A 14,009-nucleotide genomic window follows, 5' to 3' on the forward strand; every position below is an offset into this window, starting at 1 on the left:
CCAGCGTCTCTACCCCGGCAGGACACCGATCGTCCGACTGTACGTGGGGGGCCGGTACGGGCGACACACCCATCATTCCACCTCTGCCGGCTGGCGCTGCTCGGACCGCACGAAGGCCGGGCTGGCCGCGGCCGATCCATCGCTTCGAGGTGGCACACGCTCATGCGAGCCCCCATGACGCGACACGGCCTCATCGATGCATTGCTGCATGTGCTGGGCCAACACGCCCACATGCGGCTCCTGCAGCATGCTCGTGTGGCCCCCCGGCACATCGATCACTTTCACGGTGCCGTCCACACGCGCCCCCCAGCCCAGTTGGTCGTCGCTGTAGATGTTCTGGTACGGCTCATCGGCCTCGCTTCCATCGCCCTGAGTGCCTCGGAACACCACCACGTCCCCGCTTCTGAACAGACCTTGGGGTCGATGCTCCCTGTGAGCGACTTCGTACATCTTCAGGAAGTCCAGCCCATGTTCCTCGTCGGATGGCGAGGAGCCCACCTCACTGCGCTGGGCCTGATCCCGCATGGCTTTCACTTTGCGTGCCGTCTGGAAGCGCTCCAGGCGGGACTGCACTTCGTACAGCGCGAGGTTGCGGGTCTTGGCCAGCATTTTCGGCACGGCTCTGCCGATGCGCTGCAAGGTCGAGCCGGCACTCGGATCATTGAGCGTGCCCAAGAAACGGTGAATCCGTTTCTGAGTTTGTCGGAAGGGGCGCTCCTCGGCTTGCACGTCCGCGGCATCCATGATGCCGACGAAGATGGCTTTCTGTCCCGCGTCTTCGAGCTGGCGCGCCATCTCGAAAGCAATCACACCGCCCGCACACAGCCCCGTCAGCAGATACGGCCCTTCGGGCTGCACGCTGCGCATCGCCCGCACATGCGCCGCGGCCATATCGACGATGCGGGTGTGGACGTATCGGCCATCATGATGCATTTCGGGCTGCAAGCCGTAAACGGCATGGCCTTGATCGAGCTTGAGAGCCAAGCTGCGGTACAGCAGCGTTTCTCCCTTGCCATCATGGACGAAGAAGATCGGCAATCGCTCGCCGCCGGCGCGAATGCGTACCACCGTCTTGGGCAAGGTCGGCGCATCCACACCGACCGTGCGCTCCGCCGACGCGACACTGCCGCCTTGCGCCGCGCCGCCTGCGACGGGATCGGCTGGCGGGGGCTCGATCAAAGCGGCCAATGTCTCCACCGTCGGAGCCTCGAGCAGCGCCGTCAGTGGCAACGCCTTGCCCGTCTTGCGCTTGAGCTTGTTGATGACCTGCACGGCCAGCAGCGAATGGCCGCCCAAATCGAAAAAGTTGTCGCTGGCACTGACCTGGGCCACACCCAGCATGTCTGCCCACATTTGCGCGATGAGACGCTCGGTGTCGGTTCGAGGCGCTTTCCAGTTGGGGCGCGCGTTTTCCGCTGCAGCCTGCGCCGCGACCGACGCCGGGGGCGTTGCCGGCATGCGCAGCTTCTCCAGGGTGGCGTGCAGATCCTGCGGAGACACGGCCACCTGGGCCAGGCGGCCATGCGCCAGGACACGCTCGAACACCTCGGCGCCCTCGACGCTGCGCAGTCCTTCGGACAAGCCCATCTCCAAGACCTTGTTGGCCGTCGCGCGGGGCCGCTGCGCGGCCACGGTGCCCGCATCGGCCGGCGCGTCGAGCAAGGCTTTGTCGCGCACACGCACCATCGTGAACTCGCGAATGTCCACCAGCACTCGGCCGCTTTCGTCCATGATCGTGACGTCATAGACCGCAAACTGCGGCGGGGTCTGCGCCGGAGGGCGTAAACGGATGTGGCTGTACACCTTGGCCGTCAGCGGGGCAAAAATCTGCAGGCAGCCATACGAGGCGGGCACGAAGAAGTCGCGCGCCTCGTCAAAGCCAGGAATCAAGGACTGCGCACCGGCCGTGGCCATGTCCATCATGGCCGGGTGCAACTCGAACTGCAGCAAGTCGTCGCTGAAAGTCGGCGGCAGCTCCAGGGTTGCCAAGGCCTCGCCGTGGCCAAACTCGATGCGGCGCAAGTTGCTCCAGCGCGGCCCGAACTGCAAGTGCAGCGCTTGTTCATCGCCGCGGAAATTCTGCACGCGCATGGTGCAGCGCCCGGCAATCGCCGCAGGTGCGGGTGTCACCGGCGGCATGGCGTCCACATAGCCCACTTCGCCTCGCACGTGGTCGGTCCATTCACCTTCAGCAGCGCCGGCGGTGGCGCTGCGCAACGCGAAGTCGTACTGACCGCCCGGCAGCGACCGCAGGTGCACGCGCAGTTCACGCTGCTCACCCTCGCGCACCACGAAAGGGGACTGGAACGTGACATCGCGCAATTCCAGCGCGCGGGGTTGGGCTCGCCGAGTCGCTGCGGCCCGCACGATCTCCAGGTATCCCGTGCCGGGGATGAGCGCATGCCCCCCGCGGAGGCGGTGTTCGTCGAGCAGCCAATGCCGATCGACGGAAAAGCGGGGGCTGTACACACGCTCTTCTTCCGTGTCCAGCAAGCAGCGCTCCAGCAGTGGATGATCCACCGGCACCCCGTCGTCCGAGGCCTCGTCGGCCGCACCCAGGCCCAGCTGGCGCGCCAGTTCGGCCGCCATGCCCACTTCCTGCCACTGGCTCCAGTTGATGGCCACGGTGTGGCACCCCTCGCGGGTCATGCGATCTTGGGCAAAAGCATCGAGGAAGGCATTGGCCGCGGCATAGTCGAACTGCCCGGCCAGACCAGCAAACGAACTGATCGAGGAAAACAACACCAGAAAGTCCAGCGGCATGTCGCCCAGCACTGCATCCAGCGTGAGCGTGCCCTGCACTTTGGGCGCCAGTACCGCGGCGGCGGCCTGGGGATCCTTCAATTGGATGACCCCATCATCCAGCACCCCCGCGGTGTGCAGCACACCGTGCACAACGCCGAAGCGCGCCACCGCCTGCTTGACGGCCTGGCGCATCTGCGCGAGATCGGTCACATCGGCCTGGACCACCATCACTTCCGCACCGGCGGATTCCAGCGCCATCACATCCCGGATCCGCCGGCTGGTGGCTTCGTGCGACCCTTTCACGCGAATCCAGTCAGACCAATCGTCGCGTGGCGGCAGGCCTGTGCGGCCCACGAGCACGAGCCGCGCTTGCACCGAGCGCGCCAAGTGCTTGGCCAAGGCCAAGCCGACACCCCCGAGCCCGCCCGTGATCAAATAGACCCCACGCTCCCGCAAGCAGGCCTGAGACGAGCGGGCTCGCTCCAGCCGCACCGGCGCAAAGTCTTGCAGCCAGCGCTCGCCCACGCGCAAGGCCACCACCTCGTCGGATGGCACCGCCGCCAACTCCGCAGCGACATCGGCCGCCAGGCTTGCGATGCGTGGCGAGCCTTTGGGAGGCAGCAGCACATCCACCGTGCAGCAGCGAATGTGGCGGAACTCTTGGGAAATCACCCGACAGACCGCTGCTGCCGTGGCCTTGACCGGCATCAGGCCGGATTCGGCCCCGATACGCTGCAACTTGTCGGTGACCACCGCAAGCCGCATTGGCTCGCTCAAGTCCTCTCGCCCAATGGCCTGCGCAAGTTGCAGCAAGCTGTAAAAGCCCAAACGGAGCAATTCCTCCGCCGTCTTGAGACTGCCGTCGAGCCGGCGTTCACCGGTCACCGACCACAGGTGGAAGATCCGATTGGGCAAGGCGGCACTCGCACGCAAGGCAGCAAAGAGCCGGTCGTAATCGCCGGCAGCGTCCGGCACGATGGTGAACCGTCCGTCGCCCCGTTGCGCATAAGCCTTGCCCGCACGCACACACGTGACGACATGACCGGCCGCGCGCAACTGGCGGGCCAACTCCTCGCCCAGACCGGCCTCGTCTTCAAACACCAACACGGGACCGTCCATCGGCTCTGGCGCAGGCCGCGGCACACGCTTCCACACGGGTTCGTAAAACCAGTCGGCCATGTCGGTACGACGCACCAGACGTTCCTCCAGCGTTGGGGCCGCCTGCAAGGACAGTCCTGGCTCGATCCAATGGCGTTGCCGGTCGAATCGATACGTGGGCAGTGGCAGACGCAGCCGGCGCTCTCCCTGGCGGAAGCGCGCCCAGTCGATGGGCGCACCCGCCGCCCACAGCCGCCCCAGCACGCCCAACACATAGGCCTGGTCATCGACGGTCTCGTCCGGGTGACGCAGGGAATTCAAGACCACCTGCCGAGGCTTGCGCGCACTGTGCTGGCGGGCCAGCGATGACAAGGTACGGCCAGGGCCAACCTCCAGCAGGATGAGGTTGTCGTCCTTGAGCAGTTCTTGCAACCCATCGGCAAAACGGACGGTATGGCGTAGATGCCGCACCCAGTACATCGGATCGGTCGCTTCGGCCGGGGTGATCCAGGTGCCCGAGAGGTTGGAGACGAAGGGCAAGGTCGGGGGCTTCATCGTGACCCGCCGGAAGAACGCGCCGAATTCCTCCAGAATGGGTTCGAGCATGGAAGAGTGCGCAGCCACGTTGATGCGCACTCGGGCCGCCTCGATATCCTCTGCCTGTAGCGCTTGCTGCAAGGCCTCGATGGCATGCACCGGCCCCGACACCACGGTCAGTGAGGGGCCATTGACCGCGGCGATCGACAGCTGTGGACCGATGCGTGCCTGCACCTCGGCCTCGGGCAACGGCACGCTGAGCATGCCACCTTCGGGAAGCGTCTCGAACAGGCGGCCCCGCAATTCAACCAAGGTCAGCGCATCTTCGAGGCTGAACACCCCGGCCAAATGGGCCGCCGTGTATTCGCCCATGCTGTGGCCGATCATCGCCGTGGGCATCAAACCCCAGGACATCCACAACTTCGCCAGCGCGTATTGGGTGGTCAGCAACAGCGGTAGAGCCAGCGACGGCCGCTCGATTCGACGCGCGGCTTCCTGCTCTTGCCCGGCAGGGGGAAAGAGCAATTCCTTGTACTCGGCGCGGCCACGCCGAGCCAACAGGGCCAGGCATTCGTCGACGGCTTGTCGATAGACCGGTTCGGTGCGGTAAAGATCGGCCCCCATGCCCGGGTACTGCGCGCCGCCGCCAGCGAACATGAAAGCCACACGGTGAGTGCCGCAAGCGCCTGGCATGCTGATCACGCGCTGCGGATCCATCGCCTCGAGGGCCTGAGCTGCATCGGCCACATCGCGCGCGACGACGAAGCGCCGCAGCGTCATGGGCTCGCGCCCCACCTGCAAGGTGTAGGCCACGTCGGCCAGATTGATCTGCGGGTGTGCCCGCAGATGGGCGGCCAGCGCCGCCGTGTTCGCATCCAGGGAGGCCTGAGACTTGGCCGACAGCAGCAACAGCTGGTGCTGGCGCGAGGGCCCTGACGGTGGGCGCGGCGGCGCCTCTTCCATGATGAGATGGGCATTGGTGCCCCCCACCCCCAAAGAGCTCACGCCTGCACGGCGCGGCACGCCCGGCGGCGGGGTCCAGTCCTTCAGCTGGGCATTGACATAGAAAGGACTGCGCTCGAACTCGCAGGCCGGGTTGGGCTTGGAAAAGTTCAGAGACGGTGGCAATTGTCGATGCTGCATCGCCAAAGCCACCTTGATGAAACTGGCCACGCCGGCAGCCGTGTCGGTGTGCCCGATGTTGGTCTTGACCGAGCCGATCCCGCAATAGCCGACCTTGTCGGTGCCTTGACGGTAGGCCTGCGTCAGCGCGGCGACTTCGATCGGATCGCCCACCGGCGTGCCCGTACCATGCGCCTCCACGTAGGTGATGGTCTCCGGCGAGACATTGGCGATCGCCAGCGCCTCGGAGATCGCCTGGGCCTGCCCATCGACGCTGGGGGCCATGTAGCCCACTTTCATCGAGCCATCGTTGTTGATGGCCGACCCTTTGATCACCGCATGGATGTAGTCCCCATCGGCCAGGGCATCGGCCAACCGACGCAACACCACCACGCCCACGCCACTGCCAAACACCGTGCCTTTGGAGTCCGCATCGAAGGCATGGCAATGGCCATCGGGCGACAGGATTTCGCCTTCCTGGTAGACATAGCCCTGGCGATGCGGCAGCTCGATGGTCACGCCGCCGGCCAGGGCCATGTCGCATTCCCCGTTGAGCAGACTCTGCACCGCCAGGTGGATGGCCACCAGCGACGTCGAGCAGGCCGTCTGCACGTTGACGCTCGGGCCCTTGAGGTTGAGCAGGTACGACACCCGGGTGGTCAGAAAGTCCTTGTCGTTGCCGGTGTGACGGATCAGAAAGAAGCCCACCGACGAGACCAGCTGCGGATTCGTCAGCAGGTTGTAGGGCATGTAGGCGTTATGGCCGGAGCCGCCAAACACACCGATCGAGCCTTTGAACTGCGAGGGCATGTGGCCGGCGTTCTCCAGCGCTTCCCACGCGCATTCGAGGAAATGCCGATGCTGCGGATCCATGATGGCGGCCTCGCGCGGGCTGAAGCCAAAAAACGCGGCGTCGAACATCTCCATGTCGGGCAACACGGCGCCCACCGGCACGTAGTTCGGGTCGCGCAACTGCGCGGGCTTGACGCCTGCAGCCAGCAATTCCTCCTCGGTGAAGCGGGTCAAAGACTCCACGCCATCGCGCAGATTGCGCCAGTACTCGTCCAAGTCACGAGCTCCAGCGAATCGCCCCGCCATGCCGACGACGGCGATATCGGTGTCCAGGCCGTGGGCAGACGTGTCGTTCATACGATCATTCCATGGACAAGCAATCGATCCAGGGGCTCAGGTGCCCTGGTCCGTGGTGAGCGCCGCACGCTGGCCCAAACGACGCTGCAGGGCCGCCCGACGCCCCTGAGCACGATCTCGGCCTTGCTGTGCGGCTGCGCCATCGTCTCCTTCCCGGCCCAAGTAAGCGCTCAGGCTCTCGATCGTCGGGAAGCGGAAGATGTCGGTGATCGACAGCTCTCGCCCCAGGGCCTCTCGCAGGCGGCGATGCGCCTGGACGGCCAACAGGGAATGCCCCCCGAGGTCGAAGAAGTTGTCGCGCGTCCCAACCTGCGGCAGCTTGAGCACGTCTCTCCAAATCGCGGCGATGGCCTCTTGCAAACCGCTGGCCGGCGCCACGAAATCGGCCGCCGGTGCTGCCGCCGGTCCGTGGTCGGGGGCAGGCAAGGCCTTGCGATCGATCTTTCCATTGGGCGTTTGCGGGAGGGCCGGCAGCCAAACGAAATGCGATGGCACCATGTACTCGGGCAGGCCGGCGCGCAGATGCTCTCGCAGGGCGGCCACGGGCGGCGTCTGGCCCGCATGGGGGGCGCAGTAAGCCACCAATCGCACATCACCCGGGCTGTCTTCACGTGCCACCACGACCGCCTCGCGCACTGCCGAGTGGCTCAGCAGCCGGGCCTCGATCTCGCCCAGCTCGATGCGATAGCCCCGCACCTTGACCTGGTGGTCCAATCGCCCCAGGAATTCGACCGTGCCATCCGGGCGCTGGCGCGCCAAGTCCCCCGTGCGATAGACACGCCCGCCGGCCGCACCACGGAACGGGTGCGGCAAAAAACGCTCGGCGGTCAACTCGGGACGATGCAAATAGCCCCGCACCACGCCCTGGCCGCCGATCACCAGCTCGCCCGGCACCCCCACTGGCACGGGCTGCTGCCGGCGATCGAGGATGTAGATTTCCTGGTTGGCCAGCGGTCGGCCCAGTGGCACGATGCCATCGACCGCGTGCACCGGCTGCACGGCCGACCAGATCGTCGTCTCGGTCGGACCGTACATGTTCATCAACACGCCAGGCACCAAGGCTTTGAGATCACGGGCCAAGGACGGAGGCAACGCCTCGCCACCGACCATCATGCGACGCAGCCGCCTCAGACCTGCGACGGCCTTGTCGTCATGCGTCAACATGCGAGCCATCGAAGGCGTGCATTGCAGATGCGTGACCGAGTGGCGCTCCATCTGAGCCGCCAGCGAATAATCACCCGTGACGATACGCCGTGGGGCCGACAGTTTGCGCAACTGGTTCAGATACTCCAGATGCGACAGCACGGTCTCGGTATCGACCCCGAAATCGATCAGGCAGGCGATCTCGTCCACACCAATGCCCTTGATGCGATCGACCATCGCCAAACAGCCCTGCGGCGTGCCGAACAAACCGCTGGTTTCATAGTAGCGGTTGAACGAATGTTCCAGCAGCGCGGTCATCTCATCATGGCTGAGGCTTTGCAAATCGATGTTGGCGCTGGCCTCGTCCATGCCTTGGCGACGTTTGAACGCCGGGAACGACCACGCATATTGCTTCACCAGGTTGAGTGAGCTGCGCAGATATTCGATCAGCGGCTGGCGCACCGTCTCACGCACCCTGTCTTCGTCGGGGCCCACGAAAGTGTGCAACATCAGGGTGACATGACCTTCGCCAGGATGGCCGGCTTCCTTCCAGGCTTTCCTGTAGGCAGCCAACTTGTCGGCCAGCTCTTCCACCGATTGACCGAGCAGATGGGTCAAGACATTGGCGCCGAGACGCCCGGCTGCAACGAAGGTCTCCGGGTTGCCCGCCGACGTCACCCAGAACGGCAACTCGGCTTGGACCGGGCGCGGCAGCGTGCGCACTTCCACCGGCTGGCCCGTCGCACCGGAAAAACTCACGGTCTCGCCACGCCACAGCCTGCGCACGATGTCGATGCCTTCGAGCATCACTTGCTTGTTGTGGGCAAAGTTCTCTGGCTTGAGCACGAAGTCATTGGGCTGCCAACCCGATGCAAAGGAAATCCCGACGCGCCCCTTGGACAGGTTGTCCACCACCGCCCATTCCTCGGCGATGCGAGCCGGATGGTGCAACGGCAGCACCACGCTGCCCGAACGGATCTTCACCCTTTGCGTGATCGCCGCAATCGCTGCGCTGGTCACCGAGGGGTTGGGATACAAGCCGCCAAACGCATGGAAATGCCGCTCCGGCGTCCATACGGCCGCAAACCCGTGCTGGTCGGCGTACTTGGCCCCCTCCAGCAAGAGCCGGTACTTGTCACCACCGCCTTCGGATTCATCGCTCGAGAAGTAGAACAGGCTGAAGTCCACCGGACGGTCGGCATGTGGCCCGCGGGCAGGCGAGGCCGCGCTGCGGTCTTCGTCGGAGGCAATCACCACCTTGAAGCCGCGCGTGAGCGTCCAGCACAGCTCCAACACCGAGATGTCGAAACTCAGGCTGGTGACGGCCAGCCAGGTGCCCGGTTCATCCTCACCGAGATGGCGGTCCATGCCCGCAAAGAAATTCACCACGTTGCGGTGCTCGACCATCACGCCCTTGGGGCGCCCCGTCGAACCGGAGGTATAGATCACATACGCCAAGTGGTGCGGCTGCGCCCCACCGTCGAAGGTCTCGTCGGATTCCGTGGCGATGGACGACCAGTCGCTGTCCAGGCAGAGCACGGCGGCATGATGAGGGGGAAGCTCATCGCGCAGACGCTCCTGGGTCAACAGCACCGGAACCTTGGCGTCCTCGATCATGTAGGCAATGCGATCGGCAGGATAGGCAGGATCCAGCGGCACATAAGCTCCCCCGGCCTTGTGCACCGCCAACAGACCCACCATCATTTCCACCGAACGCTCGACGAACAGCCCCACCAGCGCGTCCGGCCGCACGCCCAGCCGAGCCAGGCGCCGAGCCAGTTGGTTCGAGCGGCGATCGAGTTCTGCATAGGTCAGGCACTGGTCTTCGCAGACCACGGCCACCGCATCGGGGGTGCGAGCCGCCTGTTCGGCCATCAAGTGATGGATGCAAGCATCGGCGCGCACCGGCCAGGCAGTGTCGTTCCATTCGCGAAGCACGCGATCGCGCACCGCATCACTGAGCAAGGGCAATTCACCCACTGGGCACTGCGGATGCGCTTGCGCATGGGTCAGCAGGGTGAGCAACTGCTCGTGCAGCTCGCCCACCTGTTGATGGGTCAACTTGCTCGCATCGAACACCCAGCGGATCCGCCGGCCATCCTCGGAGATGCCCAGCGTGCACTCGCTGCCGGGCAAGGCGCGCGTGTCGGCAAGGTTTGCCACCACCTCGATGGCCACTGGAAAGACACCGGGGTCGCCGGCGGCAGCCGCCTGCGCGCGCAGCTCCACGCTGCGAGCCACCAAATCCACCGGGTAGCTGCCGCGACGACGCAATTCGCCCAGCTCGGCGCACAGCGTTTCGCACCACCGCGAAAAAGACTGTGCAAAGTCCACGACGGCACGCAAAGGCACCTGCGGGGCAAACCAGAGACCGAGATCCTGGGCGCGCTGTCCGGCCTGGGCATCGGCATAGCCGAGGTCGAAGCCGTCGCGATCGGCCAGACGAGCCAGATGCGCCACCACCGCGGCAATGACAAAGGCCACGTCGCCCCCTGGCAACTCGGCATCCCGGTGCACATAGACCGGCTTGGCATGCGGGCGGCTGCGATCCACATACGGCAATTCCACCGGGTCACGGGTTTCCAGGCGGTCCCGCCAGAAACCCTCGTGCACACTGGCCAAGGCATCCAGCTCGCTCAGGCGCTGTGCCAGCGCACCGGCAGGCGCCTGCAAACGCACCCCCGGCACCAGCGCGGCGTCTTGCGCCAGAGACTGCGGGGTCAGTGGCCGACCCAAAGCATCGCTCAGTCGCCGCAGCTCCACATCGAAAGATGCCGTCGCCACCGCGAGGCTTTGATCGTCCAGCCGCAACACCGTGCCAGCGGGCAGGCCAGATCGTGTTTCCAAAATGCGCGCCTCGCCCACGCAGACCAGCCGGCCGCCATGAACGAACTTGGGCAACCCCACCGGATTGGCATAGCTGCCGAAATCGAGCGCTCGCACGAACGTGCAGAGGCGTTCGGCCTCTTGATCGAACATCAAGGCACAAGCGGCCGCCGGACGGTCCTTGCGGCGGAAATAGCGCTGCGGTGGGGCTGTCTGCGGCAAGGCCGACAAGTGGGCCGAAGTCAGTTGAGGCAACAACTCCTCGAAACCCGCAATCCCTGCCTCGAAACACTTGGTGTTCAGACTCACGGCCGTCTCGTTCTCATCGATCGCAAAGCGCCGCTGCACGAGGATCGCCCCCTGATCGACCTTGTCGGTCATCAAGTGCCAGGTGATGCCATATTCACGCTCGCCGTTGAACAAGGCCCACACCGGGGTGTTCAAGCCTGCGTACTCGGGCAACGGGCCATCGTGGAAGTTGATGGCCGCCACTCTGGCGACCGAGATCACCTCCGAAGGCAGGACCGAGAGATTGCTGACGCTAAAGAGATAGTCGAGCGGCTGAAGCTCAGGCGACTCGCACAATTGCCCAGCCTCTTGCAAGACCCGAACCCCTTGCTGGCTGGCCCAATGCCGGATGGCTGGACGCCGACTGACGACAGCCACGATGACATGCCCCGCCTGCTGTAGGATCTGGGCGCATTGGATGAGAAGCGATTCGTCGCCGATGAAGGCTGCGCGCATCGGGTTGTGCATGGAGATGTTCCAGAGAGCCCACGAAGGCAAAACATGAGCCGCGTTGGGTCGCAGGCTCCACGTTGACGAAGGAATTCTCTTCGAGCGATGAGAGGCCAACATCCCCCTAGATGGGTGCGAAAGCCAGATCCATCCGCCACCCGCCCACCGCGCCGATACGCATCCCCCAGATCTTGCGACACGCCCAGCCGCCGCCGCCACGCATTCCTGACTGCGCATGCCGGGCAACCGCAAAGTTGTTTCTAGTTGTAATCAAATCGTCCTCACAAGGCGAGAAGGATCGCCTTCAGCTGGCCCCAGACCCCCCCCTGATTTGAGGGGAAAGTCACACCCGGCGCACGCCCCTTGGAGAAACGTTTTGTTTCTTTCTTTGATCCCCCCTTACGGGTGGGTTGCCCAGGGGCTTTAGCATCTTCGCAAGCTTCCGTGCTCCCTGGTGCCCAGCGCACAGACTCCGTCTGACAACACCGGGTTGCAGCAGCGCCCACACGCTCGAGACCCGAGCGGTCGCTCTGCCGTCCATCCATCCCCCTCCACCTTCAGTGCTTACCGCCGCTGCGCGGGAGGGTGTCGTCTGGTCTTGTCAGAAAACGTGATTACCATGCAACTCGCAGTCAATTCTTCACTACGTCTTTCGATGCTTGCCGAGGTCATGGCCGCCTGCGTCCTGCTGTCCGCCTGTGGTGGTGGCGCAGGCGGCGCAATGGACGAGGCTCCGTCCTTCACGCCCGTCAATGGGCAGGACGAATATGTCGATGCGCAAGGCAAGCGCTGGTATTGGAATGGCACCCGCTGGGTCCAAGGCAGTAAACCCTCGGTCATCTCGCCAAGCCCTGCCCCCAGCCCGGCGCCAGCACCGTCCCCCACCGGCTGGACGTTCTGTGCCAACGAATACCAGTTCTGCTCGTTCTCTGGCACGGCCCAAGTGCGCTATGGCGCCAATGGGGTTTACGCCTACGGCACGTTCACCAACGGGGTGGCCTGCAGCAATGACGTGTTCGGTGACCCTGTGCGCAACGTTCTGAAGACCTGCGAGGTGGGGACCACCGCGGCCGCAGTGGCACCTGCACCTGCACCTGCACCTGCACCTGCACCTGCACCTGCAGCGGCGCCGGCACCCGCACCCGCACCCGCACCCGCACCCGCACCCGCACCCGCACCCGCACCCGCACCCGCACCCGCACCCGCACCGGCACCCGCACCGGCACCTTCGACAGGCGCAGCCCCCATCGCTCGCTTGCAGGCGACCCGTACGATCGGACCCGCGCCTTTGGCTGTGATATTTGATGCCACCAGCACCTCGGCCCCGTCCGGCATCGACGCTTTTCACGGCCTCACCTACGAGTTCGATTTCGGCGATGACAGAGGATTGACCTGGTCACATTCGGGTCGCCCCAAAAACACCGAGTCTGGCGGACCTTTGGCAGCCCACGTTTATGACCTGCCAGGAACTTACACGGTGCGGGTACGTGCTCGCACGCCTAGTGGCGCGTACTCAGACGCCACGATGACGATCACTGTGCAGAATCCGTCCGACGTCTTCCCTGGCCAGAACACCATTTGCGTGTCCACAATGGCCGACTACACCGGGTGCCCAGCTGACGCGGCAAGAGCCACTGGACTCCCCTCCAGTTATGCTGGCAAGCGTGTCTTGTTGCGGCGAGGAGAAAGCTTCCCCGCCATCAACATCAACCGTCAGGATGATCAAGTGATGATCGGCGCCTACGGCTCCGGCGCCAAGCCGCGAGTTCCCAGCGTCTTCATCAACGCAGGTCGCTTGGGTACGGGTTTTGCGGATGATGTCACCGTGATGGACCTCAGTATCACAAATGAAGGCATCTATCACAGCGACTCGGGATCCCGCTATCTGTTCTATCGGAACGATTTGGTCACCCCTGGTGGAAACAATCGTATCGATATTGGTGGTGCACTCGATTTTTACGGCGAACGCAACCCGTCGATTCCCTTCTACTACCCGCGTGAAATCTTCATCGTAGAGAACAACATCCTGGGGCAAGTGAACAACACTCAAAGACCGTTCTTGAACATCTCCGGTCAAGGGTCGAGATTCGCCGTGCTCGGCAATGACGCCAGCCGTGCCGAGGAGCATACCAGTCGCTTCTTTTCGCTTCACAAAAGCGTGATCTCACACAACGCTTTGCGTGGGCAGGCCTACAGCGGCAGCGGCCCGTCCATTCGACATGCGCTGAAGATCCACTCTCGCGGCCTAGGGACCTACAACGACCTCTGGCACGTGAGCAACCGCTGGGCCACCAGCCAGGTGATCATTGCCGACAACATTTTGGGCGACCCGGCAGACAATGGTTCCTGGACGGCTGCTGCGGGCCCACAGAACCGGGATCCTGGCACGGATGAAGGCATCGAAGACCTGATCGTCGAGCGCAACACCTTTATCCGTGGGCCTTACACCAATACGGAGATGTATTTGGTGGGTCGCCGGGTCACTGCGCGAGGCAATGTTCGGGCTGATGGGGGGCGTCCCAATCTCAGCATCGGAACTCCGCCGGTGACGATGCCTGCCGAGTGGCACGGTCCCTACTTCCTACAGTAATGCTGGTCAAAAACAACACCGATTGTTTTCAAAAGGGCGCAACAGCGCCCTTTTTTTACAC

3 protein-coding genes are annotated in these 14,009 nt (G+C 64.3%); 1 reads left to right on the plus strand and 2 read right to left on the minus strand.

Going from position 1 to position 14,009, the window contains the following annotated elements; translation table 11 throughout:
- Positions 1 to 72: 72 nt before the first annotated feature.
- Positions 73 to 6,651, minus strand: coding sequence for a type I polyketide synthase (locus tag F615_RS18105; RefSeq protein ID WP_019560911.1), 6,579 nt, complete (start codon positions 6,649 to 6,651; stop codon positions 73 to 75).
- Positions 6,652 to 6,687: 36 nt separating this feature from the next.
- Positions 6,688 to 11,376, minus strand: coding sequence for a MupA/Atu3671 family FMN-dependent luciferase-like monooxygenase (locus F615_RS0109310; protein ID WP_019560912.1), 4,689 nt, complete (start codon positions 11,374 to 11,376; stop codon positions 6,688 to 6,690).
- Between the two features lie 601 nt (positions 11,377 to 11,977).
- Here F615_RS0109310 and F615_RS20285 point away from each other — a divergent pair.
- On the plus strand, positions 11,978 to 13,948 hold the full coding sequence (locus tag F615_RS20285; protein ID WP_156824590.1) for a PKD domain-containing protein: 1,971 nt from the start codon (positions 11,978 to 11,980) through the stop codon (positions 13,946 to 13,948).
- Positions 13,949 to 14,009: the final 61 nt, after the last annotated feature.

Origin of the sequence: Caldimonas manganoxidans ATCC BAA-369 (assembly GCF_000381125.1) — a bacterium.
Lineage (GTDB): Bacteria > Pseudomonadota > Gammaproteobacteria > Burkholderiales > Burkholderiaceae_C > Caldimonas > Caldimonas manganoxidans.